The 21,989-nt window shown below is 71.2% G+C and carries 21 protein-coding genes; 9 read left to right on the top strand and 12 right to left on the bottom strand.

Translation table 11 applies throughout. The features are described 5' to 3' along the window. Positions 1-19: 19 nt before the first annotated feature. The gene (locus JYK02_RS02825) at positions 20-592 is read left to right on the top strand and encodes an FHA domain-containing protein (RefSeq protein ID WP_207048294.1); all 573 of its coding nucleotides are present in this window, start codon (positions 20-22) and stop codon (positions 590-592) included. A 14-nt stretch (positions 593-606) separates the two neighbouring features. Here the strand turns inward: JYK02_RS02825 and JYK02_RS02820 are convergent, their stop codons facing one another. The 4 genes from JYK02_RS02820 to JYK02_RS02805 all read right to left on the bottom strand — a co-directional run bounded on the left by JYK02_RS02820 (position 607) and on the right by JYK02_RS02805 (position 5,010). Next, complete coding sequence (locus tag JYK02_RS02820; RefSeq protein ID WP_207048293.1) at positions 607-1,056, bottom strand: MaoC family dehydratase; 450 nt, start codon at positions 1,054-1,056, stop codon at positions 607-609. A gap of 74 nt (positions 1,057-1,130) precedes the next feature. Beyond that, a complete protein-coding gene (locus JYK02_RS02815) occupies positions 1,131-2,954 on the bottom strand; it encodes a discoidin domain-containing protein (protein WP_207048292.1) in 1,824 nt (607 codons plus the stop codon). Between the two features lie 85 nt (positions 2,955-3,039). Continuing rightward, positions 3,040-4,185 carry a cystathionine gamma-synthase gene (locus JYK02_RS02810; RefSeq protein WP_207048291.1) on the bottom strand — a complete coding sequence of 382 codons (1,146 nt, stop codon included), beginning with the start codon at positions 4,183-4,185 and terminating at the stop codon, positions 3,040-3,042. Positions 4,186-4,248: 63 nt separating this feature from the next. After that, positions 4,249-5,010 (bottom strand): crotonase/enoyl-CoA hydratase family protein, encoded by a 762-nt coding sequence (locus JYK02_RS02805; RefSeq protein ID WP_207048290.1) that lies wholly within the window; start codon positions 5,008-5,010, stop codon positions 4,249-4,251. A 51-nt stretch (positions 5,011-5,061) separates the two neighbouring features. Between JYK02_RS02805 and JYK02_RS02800 the strand changes: the two genes are divergently transcribed. After that, positions 5,062-6,051, top strand: coding sequence for a class I SAM-dependent methyltransferase (locus JYK02_RS02800; RefSeq protein WP_207048289.1), 990 nt, complete (start codon positions 5,062-5,064; stop codon positions 6,049-6,051). A gap of 17 nt (positions 6,052-6,068) precedes the next feature. Here JYK02_RS02800 and JYK02_RS02795 read toward each other — a convergent pair whose 3' ends face one another. Next, positions 6,069-7,262 carry a Dickkopf N-terminal cysteine-rich domain-containing protein gene (locus JYK02_RS02795; protein WP_207048288.1) on the bottom strand — a complete coding sequence of 398 codons (1,194 nt, stop codon included), beginning with the start codon at positions 7,260-7,262 and terminating at the stop codon, positions 6,069-6,071. 236 nt (positions 7,263-7,498) lie between these two features. On the opposite strand from JYK02_RS02795, the gene JYK02_RS02790 reads away from it, so the two are divergent. Both JYK02_RS02790 and JYK02_RS02785 read left to right on the top strand, forming a co-directional pair. Then, positions 7,499-8,167: a sigma-70 family RNA polymerase sigma factor gene (locus JYK02_RS02790; RefSeq protein WP_207048287.1), complete on the top strand. Its 669-nt coding sequence runs from the start codon at positions 7,499-7,501 to the stop codon at positions 8,165-8,167. After that, positions 8,154-10,010: a FecR domain-containing protein gene (locus JYK02_RS02785; RefSeq protein ID WP_207048286.1), complete on the top strand. Its 1,857-nt coding sequence runs from the start codon at positions 8,154-8,156 to the stop codon at positions 10,008-10,010. Before JYK02_RS02790 ends, JYK02_RS02785 begins: the two co-directional genes overlap by 14 nt. Here JYK02_RS02785 and JYK02_RS02780 read toward each other — a convergent pair. Both JYK02_RS02780 and JYK02_RS02775 read right to left on the bottom strand, forming a co-directional pair. Beyond that, entirely contained in the window at positions 9,982-10,548 is a 567-nt protein-coding gene (locus tag JYK02_RS02780) for an FxsA family protein (RefSeq protein WP_207048285.1), read from the bottom strand. The genes JYK02_RS02785 and JYK02_RS02780 overlap by 29 nt on opposite strands. Before the next feature lie 95 nt (positions 10,549-10,643). After that, positions 10,644-11,195, bottom strand: a complete 552-nt coding sequence (locus JYK02_RS02775; RefSeq protein WP_207048284.1) for a hypothetical protein — start codon at positions 11,193-11,195, stop codon at positions 10,644-10,646. A 60-nt stretch (positions 11,196-11,255) separates the two neighbouring features. Here JYK02_RS02775 and JYK02_RS02770 point away from each other — a divergent pair, with 60 nt between their 5' ends. The 3 genes from JYK02_RS02770 (at position 11,256) to JYK02_RS02760 (ending at position 14,327) form a co-directional block, all read left to right on the top strand. After that, positions 11,256-12,569 carry a class I SAM-dependent rRNA methyltransferase gene (locus JYK02_RS02770; protein WP_207048283.1) on the top strand — a complete coding sequence of 438 codons (1,314 nt, stop codon included), beginning with the start codon at positions 11,256-11,258 and terminating at the stop codon, positions 12,567-12,569. 65 nt (positions 12,570-12,634) lie between these two features. Continuing rightward, positions 12,635-13,129, top strand: coding sequence for a YkgJ family cysteine cluster protein (locus tag JYK02_RS02765; protein WP_207048282.1), 495 nt, complete (start codon positions 12,635-12,637; stop codon positions 13,127-13,129). Positions 13,130-13,211: 82 nt separating this feature from the next. Then, on the top strand, positions 13,212-14,327 hold the full coding sequence (locus JYK02_RS02760) for a glycerate kinase (protein WP_207048281.1): 1,116 nt from the start codon (positions 13,212-13,214) through the stop codon (positions 14,325-14,327). Positions 14,328-14,333: 6 nt separating this feature from the next. Here the strand turns inward: JYK02_RS02760 and JYK02_RS02755 are convergent, their stop codons facing one another. Together JYK02_RS02755 and JYK02_RS02750 are read right to left on the bottom strand one after the other, a co-directional pair. Continuing rightward, positions 14,334-15,305: a nicotinamidase gene (locus JYK02_RS02755; protein WP_207048280.1), complete on the bottom strand. Its 972-nt coding sequence runs from the start codon at positions 15,303-15,305 to the stop codon at positions 14,334-14,336. A 41-nt stretch (positions 15,306-15,346) separates the two neighbouring features. Continuing rightward, positions 15,347-16,792: a nicotinate phosphoribosyltransferase gene (locus tag JYK02_RS02750; RefSeq protein WP_207048279.1), complete on the bottom strand. Its 1,446-nt coding sequence runs from the start codon at positions 16,790-16,792 to the stop codon at positions 15,347-15,349. A gap of 199 nt (positions 16,793-16,991) precedes the next feature. Between JYK02_RS02750 and JYK02_RS40320 the strand changes: the two genes are divergently transcribed. Next, positions 16,992-17,654: an MmcQ/YjbR family DNA-binding protein gene (locus JYK02_RS40320; protein WP_277991221.1), complete on the top strand. Its 663-nt coding sequence runs from the start codon at positions 16,992-16,994 to the stop codon at positions 17,652-17,654. Positions 17,655-17,753: 99 nt separating this feature from the next. On the opposite strand, the gene JYK02_RS02740 is transcribed toward JYK02_RS40320, so the two are convergent. From JYK02_RS02740 to epmA, 3 genes are read right to left on the bottom strand one after another with little or no spacing between them, the layout of a single operon-like run. Next, positions 17,754-18,473: an inorganic pyrophosphatase gene (locus tag JYK02_RS02740; protein ID WP_207048277.1), complete on the bottom strand. Its 720-nt coding sequence runs from the start codon at positions 18,471-18,473 to the stop codon at positions 17,754-17,756. Next, on the bottom strand, positions 18,470-19,207 hold the full coding sequence (locus tag JYK02_RS02735) for a lysophospholipid acyltransferase family protein (RefSeq protein WP_242588299.1): 738 nt from the start codon (positions 19,205-19,207) through the stop codon (positions 18,470-18,472). Before JYK02_RS02735 ends, JYK02_RS02740 begins: the two co-directional genes overlap by 4 nt. Continuing rightward, on the bottom strand, positions 19,207-20,220 hold the full coding sequence (epmA, locus tag JYK02_RS02730; RefSeq protein ID WP_207048276.1) for an EF-P lysine aminoacylase EpmA: 1,014 nt from the start codon (positions 20,218-20,220) through the stop codon (positions 19,207-19,209). The genes JYK02_RS02735 and epmA overlap by 1 nt, the downstream gene beginning before the upstream one ends. Before the next feature lie 29 nt (positions 20,221-20,249). Here epmA and JYK02_RS02725 point away from each other — a divergent pair, with 29 nt between their 5' ends. After that, positions 20,250-21,989 carry a chromosome segregation protein SMC gene (locus JYK02_RS02725; protein ID WP_207048275.1) on the top strand — a complete coding sequence of 580 codons (1,740 nt, stop codon included), beginning with the start codon at positions 20,250-20,252 and terminating at the stop codon, positions 21,987-21,989.

The raw sequence follows: 21,989 nt of genomic DNA, 5'->3' as shown, positions 1-21,989 counted from the left end.
GTCAGCCCCGGAACTCAAAATGGCCGCGATAATCCTCGAAGCCCGCTGTGTCGCGCCGTACGTCGTCCGCGTCCGCTTCAGCGACGGGATGGAGGGCGAGGCCAGCCTGGAGCCCTGCCTCTTCGACTGGGACCCGAAGCGCGTCCCCGGCCTCACCCCGGAGCTGCGCGAGTGGCTGCGCTCCCCGGAGCACTTCGCGACGGTCCGCCTGGACGCGGAAGCGGGCACGCTCGCCTGGGGGGATGCGCGGCCGTTCGACCCGTCGATCGTCTACTGGCGCGTGGAGCAGTACCGGGTGCCGGTGACGATCCGCGCGAAGGACGACGGGACGGTCCTCGAGAGCCTGCTGCTCGGCGGCAGGCGCGAGGTCTGGAACGGGGGGCTCACCGTGGGGAGCGCCCCGGACAACAAGGTCGTCGTGGACCGGCCCGGCGTGGCGCCCCACCACGTGCGCGTGAGGTTGGGCGGCGGCCATCACCCCTGCTACGTCGTGGAGGTGCTGGAAGGCCCCGCTCCCGGTGAGACGTGGCGGGTCCCCATGCAGGAGGGGCTGCGGCTGGAGCTGGCGGACCGTGTCGTGGAGCTCGGCTGAGCGTCGACCGAGCTTCAGGTCGCCGGAGGGCGGCGGGCGAAGAGGGCGTTGGCCACCTCCGTCATCACCACCTCGCCGTGCTGGTTCACGACCTCCAGGCCCAGCTTGAGCGCGCCGCGGTCCGGCTTGCTCGCGGAAGGCTTCGCCTCCAGCGTCGTGATGCGCACGGAGAGCGTGTCGCCCGGGCGCACCGGCTTCTTCCAGCGCAGTTCGTCCAGACCGGGGGACCCCATGCCGGCGGCCTTCCCCAGCAGGCCCTCCACCAGGAGCTTGTGGCAGATGGCGGCGGTGTGCCAGCCGCTGGCGATGATGCCGCCGTAGATGCTCTTGCCGGCGGCCTCTTCGTCGATGTGGAAGGGCTGCGGGTCGAACTGGCGCGCGAACGCGAGGATCTCCTCGCGCGTCACCACGTACGGCCCCCGCTCCATGATCTCGCCGACGGGGAAGTCCTCGAAGTAGCGCATGGTGTCCCTTCTGTGGGTGCCGGGCCCGCCGGCGGTTCAGTCCGCCCTTCCCTACCCTCCGGCGGGCCTCGCGGCTACTGCGGAAGCGGCTCTTCCGGGTCGGCCACGGACTCAAGGGTGTCCGCGGGCGGCACGGGGCCGCGCTGCCTCGGCTCGGCGCGGTCGTCCGTGGGTCCCGGCGGCGTGTCCTGGGCCTCCTCGGCTTCGGCCTCGAGCGCGCTGGCCTGGACGCGGGTGGCGGCCTTCAGCAGCGTCTTCCTGAGGACCAGCGTGTCGCGCACGGTGTTGCTGGAGGTGATGAGCCGCGCCGTGAGCGTGCCGCCGTCCACCATGACGTCGAGGAAGCCATAGGACTGGTTGTCGCGCAGCGCGGTCCACGCGGGCTGGCTGGAGGGAAAGGGCCGCAGCGTGGCGCCGCCGCTGCCCACGACGAGGTACGGGATGCCGCGCTGGGTGCTGGAGGCCAGGGCGTCGCCGAACATGGGCTTGCTGCGCTCGTAGTTGTGGTCATGGCCGGTGAGGACCAGGTCCACGCCGTACTTCTCGAACAGCGGGCCGAACTGGCGGCGCATGGTGAGCTGCGAGCCGTGCTCACCGCTGGACCACGACGGGTGGTGGAAGAAGGCCACCGTCCACGGGCGCGTGTTCGCGGCCAGGTCCGCCTCCGCCCAGGCCTTCTGCGCCGCGAGCGTGCACCGGTCCGCGGACGCCAGGCCCACCGCGCAGTTGGAGTCCAGGGAGAGGAAGTGCACCGGGCCCCAGTCGAACGAGTAGTAGCGCTCGGTGCCCGCGGGGTTGTTGGCCGGCAGGTACATGTTGTCCAGGTACGGCTGCGCCTGGTTCGTCACGTACTCGTGATTGCCGGGCGTGGCGAACATGGGCACCTCGCGCAGCAGGCCGGCCATGGGCGTGAAGAGGTGCTCCTGGAACTCCGCGTCCGTGCCGTCCGGGTAGGCGTTGTCACCCAGCGCCAGCAGCAGCTCCGAGCGCCACGCGGGCGTGTTCATCACCGCCATCACCTTCGCCTGCATGCTGCCGCCGGTGCCGAAGTCCCCCATCGCGGTGAAGTGCGCCTGGGTGGCGGTGGACATCGTGGACGTCTGGAAGCTGCGCAGGCCCGTCCTGCTGCCGCACGCTTCCACCACGTAGCCGTAGGTGCGGCCCGCGGACAGGCCGGACAGCTTCACCGCGTGGCGCGTGCCCGTCACGCTCGCGCTGACGGAGGACGTGAGGTTGGTGCCCTCGCCGTAGCGCACCGTGGGGTTGCAGCTGCTGGCGGTGCGGAAGGCCACGATGGCGGACGTCTGCTTCACGCTTTGGAGATAAGGCAGCCGTGGCAGCGCGGCGCCGGAGTCGGTGGTGGACGGCGGCGCGGAGGCCGAGCACGCCCGCGCCTCCGCGATGGAGTTCCAGTCGTTCACCGTGTTGCCGTTGACGGTGATGCGCACGTAGCGCGCGCTGCGCGAGGAGAACGTCACCGTCTGCGCGGCCGCGTTGAGCGCGCTGTCACCCGCGTACGCCTGGGTGAAGCTGCCGCCGTCGGTGGACGTGGAGACGACGAAGTGGTTCTGGCGCTCGTTGCCCCGGTGCCACGCGATGGTGGTGCCCGTGAGCGTCTGCGCGGAGCCCAGGTCCAGTTGGAGCCAGACGCCCGTCGTGCCCTGCGCGCTCCAGCGCGTGGACAGGTCGTCGTCCTGCGTGTTGGCGGGCACGTTGCCGTCGTCGCCGCTGGCCGTCACCGCCTTCGTGACGAGCTGGTTGCAGTTGGACGCGGCGAGCTCCTCCGGCTGCGCGGCGGCCGGAGGGAAGTCGGAGTCGGTGGGAGCAGGCGGTGACTCGCAGCCACTTACGAGCCACGCGCCCAGGAGGCAGGTGGAGACAAGCAGTCGGTTACGCATCGCGCCGAGAACGTTGTGTACAAACCAACATTCCCCCTGCCCCGGAGGGCAGGCCAGGCTGCCTGGAGCGCGAGCGAGCGCCTGACTACTTCACGCGCTCCAGCGCGTTCGCGAGGTCGTCGATGAGGTCCTGCGCGTCCTCGATGCCGACGGACAGGCGGATGAAGCCGTCCGCGATGCCCAGCTTCTCCCGCGTCTCCCGGGGGATGGAGGCGTGGGTCATGATGGCCGGGTGCTCGATGAGGGACTCGACGCCGCCCAGGGACTCGGCGCAGGCGAAGACCTTCACCGTCTTGAGGAAGGTGCGCGCCGCCTCCAGGCCGCCGTGGATGTCGAACGTCAGCATGCCGCCGAAGCCGGTCATCTGCTGCTTGGCCAGCGAGTGCTGGGGATGCGTCTCCAGGCCCGGGTAGGTGACCTTCTTCACCTGCTTGTGCGTGGAGAGGTACTGGGCCACCTTCATCGCGTTCTGCGCGTGGCGGTCCATGCGCACGTGCAGCGTCTTCACGCCGCGCAGCACGAGGAAGCTGTCGAAGGCGCCGGACACGCCGCCCACCGCGTTCTGCAGGAAGTACATCCGCTCCGCGATGTCGTCACGGCTGGTGCAGACGAAGCCGCCCACCACGTCGCTGTGGCCGTTGAGGTACTTCGTCGTGGAGTGCGCCACGACGTCGAAGCCCAGCGACAGCGGCTTCTGGAAGTACGGCGTCATGAACGTGTTGTCCGCGACGGACAGGATGCCGCGCTTCTTGGCGATCTCCGCGATGCGGCCCAGGTCGATGAGCTTGAGCATCGGGTTCGTCGGCGTCTCCACCCAGACCATCTTGGTCTTCGGGGTGATGGCCGCCTCGAAGTTCTCCGGCTTGGAGAGGTCCACGAAGGAGAAGCTCAGGCCGGAGCGCTTGAACACCTTGTCGAAGATGCGGAAGGTGCCGCCGTACACGTCGTCGGAGACGATGACGTGGTCACCGGCCTCCAGCATGTGCATCAGCATGTCCGTGCCGGCGAGGCCGGACGCGAACGCGGCGCCGTACTTCGCGCCTTCCAGCGCGGCCAGGCAGTCCTGCAGCGCCTTGCGCGTGGGGTTCTGCGTGCGGCTGTACTCGTAGCCCTTGTGCTCCCCCGGCCCGTCCTGGACGTAGGTGGAGGTCAGGTACACGGGCGTCATGATGGCGCCGGTGGTGGGGTCCGGCTCCTGGCCGGCGTGGATGGCGAGCGTGTCGAAGCGCATGGCTCCGCGAACTAACACAGTCCCACCGGCCGCGCAGCGCTCCCGTCCTGTTCCGGCGCCGTCCTAGTCGAACGTGCCGTGCCGCCCCGCCCCCTTCGCGAACCGGGTGGCCCCGGGGATGGACTCCGTCTGGAGCACCTCCACCCCGCCCCCGAACTCCTGGCGCATCGCGTCTTCGAACGCCAGGTCGGCCTGGGCGTAGGCGGAGGCCCGGTCCGCGTTCATGCAGGCCTGGGGAAAGGCGGCGATTTGAGCGGCCAGTCCCTCCGCCGCGGCCCGGGCCCCACCCTTCGGCACCACACGGTTGACCAGCCCCATGCCCAGCGCCTCGCCAGCGGAGACCGCACGGCCGGTGAGGATGAGGTCCAGCGCGCGTGACAGGCCAATCAGCCGGGGCAGCCGCACGGTGCCTCCGTCGATGAGGGGCACGCCCCAGCGGCGGCAGAAGACGCCCAGCACCGCGTCCTCCTCCGCCACGCGCAAGTCACACCACAGGGCCAGCTCCAGCCCGCCCGCCACCGCGTGTCCGCTGATGGCCGCGACCACCGGCTTGGACAGCCGCATGCGCGAAGGCCCCATGGGCCCGTCCCCGTCCGGCTCCAGGCGCAGGAGGCGCCCTTCGGAGACGGCCTTCAGGTCCGCGCCCGCGCAGAACGTCCCCGCGTCGCCGTACAGGACGCCCACGCGCGCGTCGGGGTCCGCGTCGAAGGCACGGAAGGCGTCCGCCAGCTCCCGGGCCGAGTCCGCGTCCACCGCGTTGCGGACCTCCGGCCGGTGGAGGATGACGGTGGTGACGGGGCCGTTCTTCTCGACGCGCACGCTCATGGGCCTCGGTTTTCCCCCGCCCCCGGGGCGGCCTGCAATATGAGGGGAGCCATGTCGGACGAAGACACGCAGCAGCCGCAGGGCGCGGGTGGCATGTTCGAGAACCGCCTGCGCAAGAACGCGAAGCGCCTGCGCAAGTGGGCCCGCGCGCAGGGGCTCACCGCCTTCCGCGTCTACGACCGGGACATCCCCGAGTACCCCTACGCCGTGGACGTCTACGGCGACCACGCCCACGTCGTGGAGTTCCCCCGCCGCAAGGCCCACGCGAAGGGCTCCACGGAGAGCGCGGAGCGCGACGAGGTGCTCGCCGCCGTCACCGCGGTGCTGGGCGTGCCCGCCGAGCGCATCTCCGTGAAGACGCATACGCCCCAGCCCTGGGGCCGCTCGCAGTACCAGCGCGTGGGCCAGGGCAGCGAGCGGCTGGTGGTGGAGGAGCAGGGCCTCAAGTTCTGGGTGAACCTGGGCGACTACCTGGACACCGGCCTCTTCATGGACCACCGCAACACCCGCGCGCGCGTGCGCACCGAGGCGAAGGGGAAGCACTTCCTCAACCTCTTCGCGTACACCGGCGCGTTCACCGTCTACGCGGCGGCGGGCGGCGCGGCGAGCAGCGTGAGCGTGGACCTGTCCAACACGTACCTGGACTGGGCCGAGGACAACCTGGTGCTCAACGGCCTGGCGGACCCGCGCCACGTGCTCATCCGCGCGGACGCGAAGGCGTGGCTGGAGGACCAGGCGAAGCACGGCGAGGACACGTACGACCTCATCGTCTGCGACCCGCCTTCGTTCTCCACGTCGAAGAAGATGTCGGGGACCTTCGACGTGCAGCGCGACCACGTGCGCATGCTGGAACACCTCCGGGCGCTCATGGCCCCCGGAGGCGTCCTCTACTTCTCCACCAACTTCCTGGGCTTCGAACTGAAGGACTCCGCCACCCGGGGCATGGAGCAGGTGGAGGAGCTCACCCCCCGCTCCATCCCCGAGGACTTCCACCGCAAGGAGATCCACCGCTGCTGGCGCATGGTGGCCCCCTCGCGGTGAGCGTCAGCCGCTGACGGCTACAGCCAGCAGACGTTGTCCTGGCAGCGCTCGCCGGACGGGCACTCGCAGTTGGCCTGGCAGACCTTGCCGGAGCCGTGGTTCACCGGCTTGCACTGGCCGCTGGAGCACATCTGGCCGGCCGGGCACTCGCAGTTGGCGCGGCACACCGTGCCGGAGGTCCCCGCGTCCTGCGACGGCTGCGCCGGGGGCAGCTTGCACTTGCCGCTGGTGCAGACCTCACCGGACGGGCACTCGCAGTTCACCGTGCAGGACAGGTTGCTGCCCGTGCCCGCGTCCGGCACCGGCGTCTTGCAGTAGCCGCTGTTGCAGACCTGGCCGGAGGGGCAGTCGCAGTTGGCCTGGCACGACTGGCCCGGGTCCGGCTGCGGCGACTTGCACTGGCCGCTGGTGCAGACCTGGCCCGCCGGGCACTCGCAGTTGGCCTTGCACTGGCCACCCGTCGGGATGGGCAGGCAGTAGCCCACCTCGCACTTGGTGTCCGCCGAGCACTCCGTCGTGGAGGTGCAGGGCGCGCGGCACTGGCCGTTCACGCAGTCGCGGCCGTTGGGGCACTGGGCCTCCGTGGTGCACGCGTTCGGGTCCGTCTGCGGCTTCTGGCACAGGCCGTTGAAGCACACGCCGCCGGGGCCGCACTTGTCGTCGCTATCGCACTGCTGACGGCAGGTGCCGTTGACGCAGAAGCTGCCCGTGCCGCAGTCAGTATTGACCCGGCAGACCGGGCCGGAGCCGCCGTCCGTGCCCGCGTCCGGCTTCGTGCCGCCGTCAGACGTGCCCGCGTCCGGCTTGGTGCCGCCATCCGTCTTGGTGCCGCCGTCCGTCTTGGTGCCGCCGTCGGACGTGCCGGTGCCGCCGGTGGTGGTGCAGAAGTTGTCCTTGCAGCGGCCGCCCGCGCCACATTCCGAGTCGCGGTAGCACGACTGGGCGCACCAGCCGTTGATGCACATCTGCGTGCCGGGACACTCGCTGGAGTAGACGCAGTTCTGGGAGTCCGAGCTCAGGTCCCAGCAGCTGCCGGAGTGACAGTACTGGTTGGAGCCACAGTCGGACGTGGTGGAGCAGCCGTAGCTGGAATCGTAGTCGTCATCGGGCCAGTACCCGTTGCCGTTCGTCTCGAGGATGCAACCCGACAGCAGGCCTAACAGCGCAAGGAACGGCACGGACAGCATGCCGCGAAGCGTGGTGTTCCTCATGAGTGGGGGCTCCAAAGGAATGGGATGGGTCCGGACCGGCCACCGGGGGGGTCATCCGATTTCGAGAGCCTTCGACGCAAGTAGGGGCCGTATTGATCAAATAATTTTGATCTTTTTTCGTCTCTCCGGAGACCCAGGGGCACGGAGGCAGTGTGCTCGTCTGGACCACCGATACAGACTGGAGGGCGTTCCTGGAGGCGGGGGACGTCCGGCGTCGCCCTGAAGGAGAGGCCCTGGTGTTCAGCCGAGGAGCGCGCACGTGGGCGGCCGCGGTCCCGCCGGAGTCCGGCGTGGGCGCGGTGGGCGCGCGCGGTCCGGCCTCCTCCGACGAGGCCCACCTGCGGCTGCTGGTCCAGCGGGTCCAGGAGGGGGACCTCGCCGCCTTCGAGCAGCTCTACGAAGCCACGAAGCTGGACGCGGCGCGCACGTTGCGCCACCTGGTGGGCAACCGCGTGGAGGTGGACGACCTGCTCCAGGAGACGTACCTGCGGCTGCTCACGGCGGTGAAGGGCTTCCGGGGCGAGTCGCGCTTCAAGACGTTCCTCTACCGGGTGTGCGCCAACGTGGCGCTCAGCCATCTGAGGTGGAAGCGGCGCCGGCCGGAGGACCCGTTCGCGGACCCGCCGGAGGTGGTGGCGACGGGCGAGGACCCGGAGCGTGCCGCGGAGCGTCGTCAGGCGGCCCGGCTGGTGGAGGCCGCGCTGGAGAAGCTCAAGCCCAAGAAGCGCATCGTCTTCGTCTACCACGAGCTGTGCGGCATGAGCCCGGACGAGATTGCCCTCGCCGTGGGAAGCTCCGCCAACACCGTGCGCAGCCGCCTGCACCACGCGAGATTGGAGTTCACCGAGGCCATGCAGCGTCTGGTCGTCGCCCGGCCGGTGGGAGGTTCCCATGGCCGGCCATGAGACCGAGTCCCTGTGGGCGCTGGCCGCCGGCGAGCTGGATGCGGCCGCGAAGGCCCGCGTGGAGGCACACCTGACGGAGTGCGCCGCGTGCGAGGCGGAGTGGAAGCGCGTGGTGCAGACCCGGGAGCTGCTGCACACGGCGCGCGCGGTGGAGCCGTCCGTGCGGTGGGAGGAGACCGGGGCGCGGCTGAAGGCCGAGGCGGCGAAGCGGATGGCCCGGCGCGAGCCGCGCTTCCTGTCGCCCTGGACGATGACGCTCGCGGGGGCCTGTGCCGTCGCGCTGGTGCTGTGGCTGGGCGGTGCGCTCTGGAAGAAGGACGGAGCGCAGGCCCCGTCGGTCATCGCGACCGGCGCGCAGCAGACCGCGCCGGTTGGAGAGAAGGCCGTCGGTCAACCGGGGCCCACCGCAGAAGAAGCCGTCGCGGCCCGGCCGGAGCTGGCTTCCGAGAAGCAAGAGGCGGTCGCGGTGCGGCCGGAGGCTGCGTCCACGACGGAGGCGGAGCGCGTCACGGGCGCGGTGCTGCGGGAGGCCACTGGCCTTGAGCATGCGCTGGCGGCCGGGATGCGGCTGCGCTCGGGCATGGCGGTGCGGACGCCTCCGAAGGCCTCGGCGGTGCTGCGGCTTCCGGACGAGAGCCGGGTGCGGCTGTCGGCGGGCTCGGACGTGGTGTTCGCTCGCGCGGAGTCGAACGCCGTGCACCTGACCGTCCAGCAGGGACGGCTCTCCGTGAATGCGTCGCATGCGAAGCGCGAGGCGTTCCTCGTGGAGTCCGCCGGCCTGCGCGTGTCCGTCGTGGGGACGGTCTTCTCGGTGGAGCGCACGGCGGCCGGTGCCGCGGTGGCGGTCCTCGAAGGCCGCGTGCGCGTGGACGCGGAAGGCCAGCCTCCGCGCTTCGTGGACGCGGGCCAGCGCGTGGAGCTCGCGGGCACCGGTGAAGCGCTGAAGCCTCGCGCGCTCTCCGCCGGAGACCGTCAGGCGTTCCGGGACCTGCGCGCCGCCGAACCGGGCGCCGCGGTCGCGAGCCTCCTGCCCACGAAGAAGTCCCCTTCACGACCTGCCACGGCTGCCAAGCCCCCGGATGCGCCCGCTGCCGGTACCCCGACCGTGCAGGACTCCGCAGCACCGTCGCAGGCCGTCGCCACCACGACGCCGGAAGCTCCTGCTCCGGAAGCGCCGCGCCAATCCGTTGCCACCGCCTCCAACCCCTTGGAGAGCGCTCCGGACCCGGCGCACGCGTCCAACACGGAGATCCCCCGGCCCGTGACTCCGAACGAAACCTCTCCGTCCGATGACTTCGTGCCCTACCCCGGCTCACCGGCGGGCTCGCTCGCGTCCTCCGCGCCTCTGCCGACGCCGGGCGCCGTGCAGGCTCCGTCCATGGGCCCGGCCGCGTCCTCGGAGCCGCGCAAGCGCAAGACGCTGGGCGCGCTCGTTCCGGGCGGGCTCCTGTCGGACGACTCCGATGAGCGCTTCCTCGGCTACGCGAAGGTGCAGACCGCCGCCACCACGTGCGGGCGCTTCCTCATGGGCCTTGGAGAAATCGCCGTCGCCAGCCCGCGCACGGGCCACCGCGAAGAGGCCCGCATCCTGCGCGGCCGCTGCTTCAACAAGCAGCACCAGCCGTCGGACGCGGAGGACGAGTTCCGCCAGTACCTCCGCGAGTTCCCCAACGGCCGCTACGCCACCGAGGCCCGCATCGCCCTGGGCATGTCCGCCGAGCCGCAGCCCGGCGCACCCGCGCAGGCCCCCGCGCCCATGCCCGTCCCCACGCCCGTGACGCCGCGGTGGAACGGCTCGCCGCAGCGGGTGCCCGTCAGCCCCGGGGTTCCTCGTCGCTGGTGAGCTCCGCGTCCACCTCGCCCCCTTCGCTCCGGGGGCGACGGAAGGTCGCGGGGCCCTCCGAGGGCTCCGTCTTCGAGGGCGTCTCCTGCGCGTCGAAGCGCCGGGCGTCCTGGAACGGGTCCTCGCCCGGCATGGGCCCCATGCCGCCGATGTGCGTGAAGCGCACGGTGCCCGACCGCAGCGTCTGCTCCAGCGAGCGCCGCACCCGCGCCGTCACCCAGCGGCGCACCGGCGGCACCATCAGCGCCAGCCCCATCACGTCCGAGATGAACCCCGGCGCGATGAGCAGCGCTCCGCCCACCAGCACCAGCACGCCGTTGAGCAGGCCCTCCTCGGGCACGCCGCCGCCCGCCATGGCCTCGCGCCAGTTGCGGAACACCTTCTCGCCCTGTTTCCGGGCGATGAGGCTCCCCAGCACGGCGGAGCCGGCCAGCAGCGCGAGCGTGGACCCCAAGCCGATGTGGTGCCCCAGCGTGATGAGCAGGTAGAGCTCCACCAGGGGCAACAGGATGCAGACGATGACGAGGACCTTGAGCACGCCGGCACGTTAACGCCAGATTCACTCCCGCGCTCATCTCCAGCCGGACAACCCGTGCTCCCCGGAGGACTGCCAGGAGCCGCGCCGACCCGGGCCTACTCCCCGTTGAGCTGCGCCATCAGGAAGCGCATCACGAAGAAGAGGATGGCGAAGCCGCCCACCGCGAAGAGCACCAGCCGCGTGGACAGCGCCATCGGCTCGGACCGCAGGCCCAGCGACTCCGCCCGCTCCGCCCGGTTCATCGCCTCCTCCAGGCCGGGGGTGATCTCCATGGGCTTGGCGGTGCGCCGGTAGTGCTCCGTGCGCAGGTACTGCTCCACCACCCGCTCCGTGGCGGAGCCGGTGAGGACCTCTCCCAGCTGCGGGTCGAACAGCCGGAGCTGGGCCTTGTGGGCCAGCCCGGCGGCTTCGGTCAGGACCTCGCGGATGAGCTCCTCGTGGTCCACCAGCGGCACGCGCAGCTCCGTGCCCACCACCCGCTTGCCGTCGCGCAGGGGCAGCACCTCCACGACGCCCACCCCCAGGTCCCACTCCCGCACGCCGTCCGGGCGGACGGTCCCCGGGCGTGCCGCCAGCAGGGCCTCCACCCGGGTCTCGTCGTAGGGGGCGCCCGGGGCCCGCGCCTGAAGGACCAACTCGTAACTCACGCGGGTTGCGAGTATACGCCGCCCGTTCCCCTCCGCCTCTTTGCCTCCGAGACGCCTCCGATGACGCCCTCCTCTCCCCCCCGCTCCGGCCGTCCCGGCGCCCCTCCCCCCGGACGCGGTGGCAAGCCCGGCGCGCGTCCGGAGAAGCACGGCCAGCGCCCCGAGAAGATGCGGCCGGACCGCACGTCCCCGGAGCTGGGCCCGGACGGCACGCCCCAGGTGATGCTGCTGCGCCGCGGCTCCGACCGGTGGCTCGCGGGCCCGCCGTGGATCTACCGCGCGGACCTCAATGGCGACCCCGGCCTCCAGGGCGGTGAGGTCGTCCGCGTGGTGGACGGCCGCGGCTGGTTCCTGGGCAAGGCCTTCTATTCGAAGCAGTCCAAGATCTCCCTGCGCTGGCTCACCAACGACGACGTCGCGGTGGACGCGGACTTCTTCCGCCAGCGCCTCCAGTCCGCCGAGGCGCTGCGCAAGCTGGCGCTGCCCGGCGAGACGACGTACCGGCTGGTGCACGGCGAGGCGGACGGCCTGCCCGGGCTGGTGGTGGACCGCTACGGCGACTACCTCAGCGTGCAGTTCCTGGTCCCCGCCATGGAGCAGCGCAAGGCGCTCATCGCGGACCTGCTGGAGGAACTGCTGCGCCCCAAGGGCATCGTCAACCGCTCCGACGTGAGCGTGCGCCACCTGGAGGGACTCCTCCCGGAGAAGGGCCTCCTGCGAGGCTCGCTGCCGCCGGGCCCGGTGCCCTTCGACGAGGGCCTGGTGCGCGTGCGCGCGGACCTGCTCGAGGGCCAGAAGACGGGCGCGTTCCTGGACCAGCGTGAGAACCACGTGATGGCGGCGCAGTACGCCTTTGGCGAGGCGCTGGACTGCTTCAGCTACGTGGGCGGGTTCGCGCTCCAGCTGGCCACGCGCGCGAAGCACGTCACGGCGGTGGAGATTTCCGAGTCCGCCTCCGCGCAACTGCGCGACAACGCCCAGGCCAACAAGCTCACCAACCTGGAGGTCGTGACGGCCAACGCGTTCGACTTCCTGCGCGACGCGGTGGACGAGGGCAAGCGCTACGACACCATCGTGTTGGATCCGCCCTCCTTCGCGAAGAACAAGGACGCGATCCCGGCGGCGGTGCGCGGCTATAAGGAACTCAACCTGCGCGCCTTCCAGCTCCTGCGGCCCGGCGGCATCCTGGTGACCGCGAGTTGCACGTACCATGTGGACGAGCAGGCCTTCGAGGAGATGCTCGCCTCCGCGGCCTCGGACGCGAAGCGCCGGGTGCAGATCATCGAGCGCCGGGGCGCCGGCCGCGACCACCCCGTCCTCCTCAACCTGCGCGAGACGCGGTACCTCAAATGTTTCGTGCTGCGCATGCTGTGAGATAGGGTAGGACCCATCCAAGGGGTCCATCCAATGGGCTCCGACGTGCGGGAATGGTTCAGGGCATGGCACGCCGGGATTGGGACGACGCAGACGACGAAGCCCCCGCGTCGGGTACGCGGGCACTGGAGCGCGCCCTCCAGGAGACGCGCACCGTGTACCGCCAGGCGGATGCGGCGTACGCCCCGTACTCGTGTCCGGCGAGCGGTGAGTGCTGCCAGTTGGCGGTGACGAAGCGCCAGCCGTGGCTGTGGCTCCCGGAGTGGGAGCTGCTCAAGCGCAGCAAGCCCCTCCCCCCGGCCCGGGCCGACGGTGCGTGCCCCTACCTGGACGCGGCGGGCCTGCGCTGCACGGTGTACGCGGACCGGCCGTTCGGCTGCCGCACGTTCTTCTGCCAGCGCATCCAGGGCCCCGCGCGGCAGCCGTCCGAAGAGGTGGCCCGGCTGCTCCAGCGGTTGGAGCGGATTTCACAGCGCGTGATGCCCTCGCTCCAGGGGCCACGCCCCCTCCTGGAATGGTATGCCGGGGTCAGTACCGCCCCGGCCCGGGAGGAACGATGAAGTCCATGCTGCAGACGCGGTGGCGGAGTGCCCACCGGAGTCCCCCCGTGTGCGCGGGGTCCACGCCCGTGGGTGTCCACGAATGATCCGCCCGCGTTGGTTGCTCGCGCCCCAGGAGTTCAAGGGCACGTTGAGCGCGGCGGAGGCCGCGGATGCCATGGCGGAGGGGCTGCGGGAGGCCTCGCTGGAAGTGGTGCTGGACGTGGCGCCGCTCGCGGACGGAGGCCCGGGTACGCTGGACGCGCTGCTCGTGGGCATGCCGAAGGGCGAGCGCCGCAAGCTCACGGTGCAAGGCCCGCTGGGCGCGCCGGTGGAGGCCAGCTGGGCGCGGCTGGACGACGGGCGCACGGCGGTGGTGGAGATGGCGCAGGCCTCGGGGCTCAGCCTGGTGCCGCCGGAGCAGCGGGATGCGCGGGCCGCGTGCACGCACGGCACGGGGCAGCTGCTGCGCGCGGCGCTGGACGCGGGCTGTGAGCGGCTCATCGTCGGGCTGGGCGGCAGCGCCACCACGGACGGCGGCAAGGGCGCGCTGGAGGCGCTGGGCTTCCGTTTCCTCGACGCGGACGGGGCACCGCTGCCTCCAGGTGGCGCGAGCCTCGCGAGGCTTTCGCGCGTGGACGCGACCGGGAAGCACCCGCGCCTGGAGCAGGTGGAGCTGCTCATCGCCACGGACGTGACGACGCCGCTCCTGGGCAACGACGGCTCCGCGCGGCTCTTCGGTCCGCAGAAGGGCGCGGACGCCGCGGCGGTGGAGGAGCTGGAGGCGGCGCTGGCCACGTTCTGCCGCATCGTGGACGAGGCCACGGCGAACCTGCCGGGCGCGGGCGCGGCGGGAGGCCTGGGCTACGGCCTGGCGGCGCTCGCGGGCGGGAAGCTGACGTCCGGCTACGACCTGGTGGCGCGGGCGCTGGGGATGGAGCGGCGCGTGCTGCTCGCGGACCTGGTGCTCACGGGCGAGGGGCGCTTCGACCGGCAGACGTCCATGGGCAAGGGCCCGGTGGCGCTCGCGAGGCTTGCGCGCGCGCAGGGCACGCACGTGGTGCTCTTCGCGGGCATCGTGCAGCGGGACAACGGCCCCGAGCTGTCCCTCTTCCGCGAGGTGGTGGAGCTGAGCGGCCAGGCCCGCCCCGGTGCCAGCGCGCGGGAGACACTGCGCGAAGCCACCGCGAAGTGGGCCCTCGCGCGCCTGGGCCGGTAGTTCCGTCTACGGCGCCATCGGGTCCGTCGTCCGCACCACGCGCATCCCGGCGGCGCGGAAGCCCTCCAGGGCCTCCTTCGCCACGCGCGGGAAGTCCAGGCCCGGGGGCAGCGGCTGCAGCGGGGGCGCGGGCACGGGGCTCATCGCGTCCTCCAGGATGTGGATGCGCTGGAGCTTCGACCTGTCCGTGCGCTCCAGGTACTGCTGCAGGTCGCGCAGCGTGGACAGCACGCAGTGCGAGCTGGCCTGCCCGAAGACGTACACGCGGTCGAACGTCATCAGGTGCTCCATCAGCCGCGCGTTGAACTCGCCCACGCGCTGGCCCTTCACCTCCGTCACCTCCGGCGCCATCACGGAGTAGTTCTCCGTCAGCGGGTGCTCGCCCTTCAGTTCGAAGTGCGTGGGCGTGTCCCGCACCAGCGCGTGGAAGAGGCTGGCCTCGTACATCGCCGGCACCAGCGCGTGGCTCTGCCCGCCCAGGAGCGCGTGGTACGGCCAGATGGTCAGCACGTACCGGCCGCTCGCCTCCAGCCCCTCGCAGTACGCCAGGCTCTCCTCGGGATGGCGCGTCGCCCGCCAGCGGCCCTCCCGCACGTCCTTCGCGGTGATGACCGTCATGGGCGCGGGCGGACGCCCTTCCGCGTCCTTCCACCACGCCGGATGGAAGATTTGAAAGGCCCGGTGCGTGTCCAGCGAGAACACGAGCCCCGTCAGCCGGTCCAGGTGCGCATACAGCCAGCGCAGGGTGCGCTGCGTGTCCTCCACGGCGCCCGGGACGAAGAGGCTCGCGCCCGGCGTGCAGAAGGCCACCTGCGCGTCGATGCCGAACGCCGCGATGCGGACTTTGTCCTCGCGGGCCGGACGCACGCGGTGCTCGGCGGCGTAGCGGTGGGCCTCCTGGGAGACCTCCGCCACGCGCTCCAGGTAGAGCTGACCAGCGCGTGCGTCGTCGTGGAACCGGGGTGCGGGCAGCGGCATGACGTCCTCTCCAGACCCGCCAGCGGCCGCCGCGCCTGACGTCAGCGGCCCTGCGGGAAGTGGCGCCGGGTGATGGACTCCACCAGCGCCTGCGTGGTGGCAGTGTACCCGATGCGCTGTTCTTCCGGCGTCAGGCCCTCCGCCCCCACCAGCGACGGCGTGGACGCGGCGGACTCCATCAGCGGGAAGTAGCCCTGGGGCGTCGCCTCCCCCGCCTGCCCCACCAGCCCCAGCGGCCCGGTGCCCGTGCGGCGGCGGAACAGGACGGGCGTGCCCGGCACGCTCTGCTTGCCCTCCGCCAGCTCGTTGCCGAACTTCATCACCGGCGTCGCGCCCGAGCACGACAGCTTGTAGATGGCCGCCACCCGGTCGCGCGTCAGCGCATGGGACATGGTGCGCGCCACGATGTGGCCGCCGTAGCCGTAGAACTGCGTCGTCGGCTCCCAGCCCACCTGCTTGCGCAGCTCCTCGAACTCGCGCGTCATCTGCGCGTCCAGGCCGTCCTCCAGGATGATGACCGGCTTGATGCCCAAATCGCGCGCGCGCGTCACCGCGTACAGGTACTGGAGCTTCTTGTTCCCGGAGTCGAAGCGGATGGAGTCCCCGCCCTGCGGCTCCTCGGAGATGAGCTTGAACGCGGCCGGGATGCCCGACGTCAGCGTGTCGAAGGTGTCCAGCAGGTAGCTGGAGCGCTGCGGCCGGCGCTCATGCATCGCGCGGTAGGCCGCGTCGTCGGAGCCGTAGCGCTGCACGTGCTCGTGGCCCATGGTGCCCACGGGAATCATGTTCAGCACCCGCGCGCCCTCCACGTTGCTGGTGCGCTGCACGCCCGCCTCCTGGCACGCGCGCAGGGCCAGCTCGTGCTGCTCCAGGCAGGTCGCCGCGCGCAGGCCCACCTCGAAGATGCGCGAGGGGTCCTCCACGATGTCCACCAGCTCCTTCACCTGCGCCCGCACGCGCTGCACGTAGCCCTCCGAGTCCACGCGGATGGCCACGGCCCGCACGCCCACCTGGTCCAGCGTCTCCAGGGCGATTCTCTTCTCCTCCTCGCACGACACCGTGGCCAGCGTCCGCGCCAGGGCCTCGCGGTCCTGCAGGGCCTGCGTGGCCACCTGGACGCGGTAGTTGAGCTGCAACAGCACCGGCTCCAGCCAGGACACCAGCGCGGAGGGGCCGGTGAGGGTGAGGATGGGCTCGCGCGGCAGGAACACCGCGCCCCGCGGGATGGCGCGCACGGACAGCCGCTCCTTGCGGAGGATGGCGGCCTTGAAGCCCACGCCCATCTCGTAGTCGTGCCGGGCGAGGAACGCGTAGTCGTCCGGCTGCGGCTCCGGCAGGAGGTTGCGGACCCAGGCCTCCAGGTCCAGCGGCATCACCTGCGGCCCGCCCTTGCGGTGCGAGTAGTAGAACGTTTCCTTCCGCAGGGGCCAGCCGGCCTCCGCCATGCTGAACTTGTAGCCATCCGTGGCGAGCAGAGACTGGGGCATCGGGAAGTGACTCCTTATCGTTGACCCCGAGACTATGCGTGCCCCCCATCCGGCACCTAGTTCCAAGGGTTCCGACGCATGCGGGAAACCACGGGTGGCCTGTCACCCGCCTTTCCTCCTAGAACAGACACATTGGGGAATACGCCGGACGCGACAGGTCCGGTTAAGCTGTCACGACACACAACGAAGCAAGGTGCCCATGCCCGCAGAGAACGAGACGCAGAAGGTCGAAGCCGTACTGCGCGAACATGCGATGAGCTACCCCGGCGCCCACGAGGACTTTCCCTGGGGCCACCGCGCGATGAAGGTCAACGACAAGACCTTCCTCTTCATGACCGTGGACGGAGAGAAGCTGAACCTCTCCGCCAAGCTTCCCGACTCCAAGGACGCCGCCCTCACGCTGCCCTTCACGGAGCCCACCGAGTACGGCCTGGGAAAGAGCGGCTGGGTGACCGCCCACTTCGACGAGGCCTCGCAGGTGCCGGTGCCCGTCATCAAGGCGTGGATCGACGAGAGCTACCGCGCCATCGCGCCGAAGAAGCTCGTGGATCAGCTCCCCGCCCGGGGCACCGCCGTCCCCGGCCCCGCGTCCAAGCCGGCCTCGAAGCCGGCCTCGAAGCCGGCCAGGTCCGCCGCGGGCAAGAAGGCCTCCGCGGGCAAGGCCGCCAAGAAGGTCGTGGCGAAGGTGAAGACCGTGGCCAAGAAGGCCGCCGCCCGCGTGAAGACCGTGGCGAAGAAGGCCGCCAAGAAGGCCGCCAAGGTCGCCCCCGCCGCCAAGGCCAAGGTCGCGCGCAAGCCCGCCGCCCCGGCCCGAGGCAAGCGCCCCGCGGCCTCCGCGCCCAAGCGCGCCCGCCGCTCGTAGGGGCGCGCGAAAAAGAGAACGCGCGGAAAAAGTGAGGGGCGCCACCGCCCTTCCCTTCCCGCGCGTCAGGAGCACTTCAGGACCGCTGGGGACGACGGGCTACTTCCCGCCCCGCGCTCCACGGGACGCCTTGCCGGCCGGCGCCTTCGAAGCGGGGGCCTTGCGCGCGGCCTTCTTCGCCGGCTTCGCCTCCGGCTCCACGAAGAGCTTGTCGTAGTCGCGCATGCTGCGGCGGATGACCTCCATGGCCTCCTGCCGGTCGTAGACCTCGGCGATCTCCACGCTGCGCTTTCCCTCACCGGGAATCTGCTTGTAGGTGAGGAAGTAGTGCTTCAGGCGGTCCAGCAGCGGGCGCGGCAGCTGCGCGATGTACTGGAGCTCGCCGTACACGAGGTCCGACTCCAGCACCGCGATGATTTTATCGTCGGCCTCGTTGCCGTCGATCATCCGGAAGCCGCCTACGGGCACCGCGTGCACCAGCAGGTTGCCGTTGGAGACGACCTTCTCCGTCAGCACGCAGATGTCGATGGGGTCCCCGTCGCCGCGGATGTCCTTCACGCCGGTGCGCTCCGCGCAGCGCTTCGCCACCTGCTCGCCGCAGTACGTGCGCGGGATGAAGCCGTAGAGCGTGGGGCACTGGCTGCTGAAGCGCTGGGGCCGGTCCAGCATCAGGATGCCGGACTCCTTGTCCATCTCGTACTTCACCGCGTCCGTGGGGACGATCTCGATGTACGCGGTGACGACTTCAGGGGCCTCGGGCCCGGGCGCGATGCCATGCCAGGGGTGGGCCTGCGACGTGGTCTGGGTGCTCTTCTTCATGGAGTGTCTCCCGAGCGCTGGCGCGCCTCGGCGTACAGGCCGGCCACCGCCTCTTCCAGGCGGCGGGTGAGGGTATCCCGGTCATCCAGCGTCAGCCCCTGCGTAGGCACGGGCTTGCCCACCACCAACGCCACGCGCTGGCCCCACCGGATGGCCCTGCCCCCCTTGGGGAGGATGAGCCGGGTGCCGGAGATGGCCATGGGGACGACGGGGACCTGCGCCTGGATGGCCAGCGTGGCGGCGCCCTTCTTGAAGGGCTTCAGCTCGCCATCCGGGCTGCGGGTGCCCTCGGCGTAGAACAGCACGCTGACGCGCTCGCGCAGCGCCGTGACGGCCTCCTGGAGCCGGGCCCGGTCGTCCGCGCCGCCCGTGCGCTGCACGGGGATGTTGCCCGCCACGCGCATGGCCCGGCCGAACACGGGCACCTTGAAGAGTTCCGCCTTGGCGACGTAGCGCGTGTGCTTTTCGATGTGCGCGAAGTTCACCATCGCGTCGAAGTGCGACTGGTGGTTGCTCACGAAGACGACGTTGCCGTCCTTCGGGATGTTCTCCAGGCCGAAGGCTTCATGCCGCACGCCCGCGGCCGCGAGCGCCGAGCGCCCCCAGGCCCCCAGCACCTTGTCCGCCGCCGGGTGCTGATGCAGCCCGGACAGCACCGTCACCGTCGCGGACGTGACGCCCGTGAGGCCCACCGTGGCCGTGCCAGCGAACACCGTCTGGAGCACCTTGAGCATCAGACGAACCCGTGCGCGGGGAACAGGAGGACGTCCTCGATGCGCTGGACCCCGAGCAGCAGCATGAGGATTCGGTCGAGCCCCACGGCGATGCCCGCGGACGGCGGCATGCGGCCCACCGCCTCCAGGAAGCGCTCGTCCAGGGGATACACGGCGCGGCCCAGCTTGCGGCGCAGCTCCTGCTCCTCCACCAGCCGCGCGCGCTGCTCCGCCGCGTCCGTCAATTCGGAGAAGCCGTTCGCCAGCTCCAGCCCCTTCGCGTACAGCTCCACGCGCTCCGCGACGCGCGGGTCGCCGGGCTTCAGCCGGGACAGCGCCGCCATGGACGCGGGGTACTCGATGAGGAAGGTGGGCCGCTCGTGGCCCAGGCCCCGCTCCACCCGCTCCAGGAAGAGGTGGAAGAAGACGTCGTCGAAGGACGTCGAGTTCCCGGTGTGCACGCCCACGGCGTCCGCCGCCCGCTTGAGCGACGCGCCGTCCGAGTGCACGTGGATGTCCACGCCCGTGGCGCGCAGCACCGCGTCGCGCACCGTCACGCGCTCGTACGGCGTGCGCGTGAAGAAGCCAGGGTCCGCGCCGGGCTCGCCGTCCTTCGCGTCCGCCGCCGCCTGGCCCGCCCGGGCCAGCGCGCCCTCCAGGTCGTCCATGATGGCGTGGTAGTCCGCGTGCGGCCGGTAGAACTCCAGCAGCGTGAACTCCGGGTTGTGCGTCTGGGACACCTCGCCGTTGCGGAAGACCTTGCAGATCTGGAACAGCGGCCCCGCGCCTTGCGCCAGCAGGCGCTTCATCGCGTACTCGGGGCTGGTGTGCAGGTAGAGCGTGCGCGCCCGGCCCAGGTCCGTCTCCGGGACGAAGGGCGTCTCGAAGGCGGAGATGTACGGCTCCATGCCGGGGGTGGGCACGAGCAGCGGCGTCTCCACTTCCAGGTATCCCTGGCTTGCGAAGAACTGGCGCAGGGCGGAGTAGAGGCCCTGGCGTCCTCGGGCCGCCCGCCATGGGTTTACGTTGGGCATCGGCGGGTCGGAAGTAACATGGGCGGCCCATGTCCCCAAGGATTCCGTCCCTCCTCGCCGCCGCCGTGTGTCTGCTGAGCGCCTGTCACAAGGCGCCGCCTCCGGTGGTGGCCCCCCCTCCCAGCGAGGAAGAGCAACTGACCGGGGAGGTGAACGCCCTTTCCGCGGAGGCGGCCCTCCTCCTGGAGGAGCAGCACCGGCTCGTCTGGGACTACTGGACGGAAGGCAAGGCGGTGGACATCGCCGCCACCTACAGCGGCAAGCAGGCGCTCTTCAGCCTGGAGAACCTGCGGCGCATCGACCGGCTGAGGCACCTGACGAAGGACCCGCGCGAGCTGCGCGCCCTCACCGCGCTCCACGGCCACTTCGCCGGAGAGTTCCTGGCGCGCGAGCTGGCCGAGCACAACGACGCGACCGCCAACCTGGAGGCGTCGCTCAAGCTGAGCGTGGACGGGCGCGAGGTGCGCTACCACGAGCTGGAGCGGCTGCTCGCCAACGAGAAGAGCGCCCTCAAGCGCAAGGCGCTCTATGCGGCGGCCACACCCGCGCTCACCCGCCTCAACCAGACGCTCCTGCGCCGCGAGGCCAGGACCAATGAGCTGGTGAAGCAGATGGGCTTCGAGTCGTACGAGGCCTTTGGAAGTGAGCTCAGGCAAGCGGACCTGGAGCGGCTGGCGCAGCTGGCGGAGGAGATCCTCCAGGCCACGCAGGAGCCGTACCGCCTGGTGATGGAGCGGCTCTCCCAGCGCGAGCTGGGGCTGCCCTTCGCGCAGATTACCCGCGCGGACATCCCGCGCCTGTTCCGCTCGCGCGAGGTGGAGGACGCGTTCCCCAAGGGCGAGTCGCTGGCGAAGGCGCAGGCCACCGTGGCGGGCCTGGGCATCGACCTGAACGCGCTGCCCAACGTGAAGGTGGACGCGCGCGACCTGCCCCAGAAGAACCCGCGTCCGCTGGCCATGGCGGTGAAGGTCCCATCCGACGTGCGGCTGTCCTTCAAGCCCGGCACGGGCGTGCTGCACCAGGGCCGCGTGCTGCACGAGGTGGGGCACCTGCTGCACACGGCCTTCACGCAGGAGGCGCGCTTCGAGCTGGCGCGGCTGGGCAACCCCACCGTGGGCGAGGCCTACTCCGCCCTCTTCGAGGACCTGCTGGAGGACCCGGTGTGGCTGGAGGAGAACGCGGGCGTGCTGGGGGACGCGGACAAGCGCGCCCAGTACCTGGCGACGTCCAGCGCGCACAAGCTGTACCTCATCCGCCACGCGGCGGGCCGGCTGCTCTACCAGTTGGAGCTGCACCGCCGCACGGACGTGGATCCGCGCGAGCTGTACCGCGCGCTGATGGCGCGCACCGGCGCCATGCCGATGACGGCGGACGACGTGGAGCGCTACCTCGTGGACCAGGAGGACTTCTACCAGTCCGCCGACAGCTTCCGGGCGTGGTTCCTGGCCGGGCAGCTCCAGGGGCAACTGAAGGCGCGCTTCGGCCCGGCGTGGTGGCACGCGCCGGAGGCGGGCGCGTTCCTCAAGGAGCTCTGGGCCCGGGGCACCGCGCCCTCCGCGCGCGAGCTGACGCAGGCGCTTGGCGAGAACGGCCTCGCGCCGGACGTGCTGCTCTTGCGCCTGGGCACCACGCTCCAGGTGCCCATGAAGCTGGACCTGCGCCGGCTGGACGACACGCCCGCGCCGTCCGCGCCCCCGTCCCCCGCGACGACGCCCACCTCGGGGCCGCAGCAGATGCCCCGCGCTCAGGCGACGCCGCTGCCGTCCTAG

It is taken from the genome of Corallococcus macrosporus (genome assembly GCF_017302985.1).
GTDB lineage: Bacteria > Myxococcota > Myxococcia > Myxococcales > Myxococcaceae > Corallococcus > Corallococcus macrosporus_A.
The sequence above is the reverse complement of the archived record's forward strand: the minus strand, read 5'-3'. Positions and strand labels throughout refer to the sequence as shown.

Bases quoted from the DNA above. Each gene is read 5' to 3' on its own strand.
- JYK02_RS02825 (WP_207048294.1), top strand. From the start codon at position 20: ATGGCCGCGATAATCCTCGAAGCCCGCTGTGTCGCGCCGTACGTCGTC.
- JYK02_RS02820 (WP_207048293.1), bottom strand. From the start codon at position 1,056: ATGCGCTACTTCGAGGACTTCCCCGTCGGCGAGATCATGGAGCGGGGG.
- JYK02_RS02815 (WP_207048292.1), bottom strand. From the start codon at position 2,954: ATGCGTAACCGACTGCTTGTCTCCACCTGCCTCCTGGGCGCGTGGCTC.
- JYK02_RS02810 (WP_207048291.1), bottom strand. From the start codon at position 4,185: ATGCGCTTCGACACGCTCGCCATCCACGCCGGCCAGGAGCCGGACCCC.
- JYK02_RS02805 (WP_207048290.1), bottom strand. From the start codon at position 5,010: ATGAGCGTGCGCGTCGAGAAGAACGGCCCCGTCACCACCGTCATCCTC.
- JYK02_RS02800 (WP_207048289.1), top strand. From the start codon at position 5,062: ATGTCGGACGAAGACACGCAGCAGCCGCAGGGCGCGGGTGGCATGTTC.
- JYK02_RS02795 (WP_207048288.1), bottom strand. From the start codon at position 7,262: ATGAGGAACACCACGCTTCGCGGCATGCTGTCCGTGCCGTTCCTTGCG.
- JYK02_RS02785 (WP_207048286.1), top strand. From the start codon at position 8,154: ATGGCCGGCCATGAGACCGAGTCCCTGTGGGCGCTGGCCGCCGGCGAG.
- JYK02_RS02770 (WP_207048283.1), top strand. From the start codon at position 11,256: ATGACGCCCTCCTCTCCCCCCCGCTCCGGCCGTCCCGGCGCCCCTCCC.
- JYK02_RS02765 (WP_207048282.1), top strand. From the start codon at position 12,635: ATGGCACGCCGGGATTGGGACGACGCAGACGACGAAGCCCCCGCGTCG.
- JYK02_RS02760 (WP_207048281.1), top strand. From the start codon at position 13,212: ATGATCCGCCCGCGTTGGTTGCTCGCGCCCCAGGAGTTCAAGGGCACG.
- JYK02_RS02755 (WP_207048280.1), bottom strand. From the start codon at position 15,305: ATGCCGCTGCCCGCACCCCGGTTCCACGACGACGCACGCGCTGGTCAG.
- JYK02_RS02750 (WP_207048279.1), bottom strand. From the start codon at position 16,792: ATGCCCCAGTCTCTGCTCGCCACGGATGGCTACAAGTTCAGCATGGCG.
- JYK02_RS40320 (WP_277991221.1), top strand. From the start codon at position 16,992: ATGCCCGCAGAGAACGAGACGCAGAAGGTCGAAGCCGTACTGCGCGAA.
- JYK02_RS02740 (WP_207048277.1), bottom strand. From the start codon at position 18,473: ATGAAGAAGAGCACCCAGACCACGTCGCAGGCCCACCCCTGGCATGGC.
- JYK02_RS02735 (WP_242588299.1), bottom strand. From the start codon at position 19,207: ATGCTCAAGGTGCTCCAGACGGTGTTCGCTGGCACGGCCACGGTGGGC.
- epmA (WP_207048276.1), bottom strand. From the start codon at position 20,220: ATGCCCAACGTAAACCCATGGCGGGCGGCCCGAGGACGCCAGGGCCTC.
- JYK02_RS02725 (WP_207048275.1), top strand. From the start codon at position 20,250: ATGTCCCCAAGGATTCCGTCCCTCCTCGCCGCCGCCGTGTGTCTGCTG.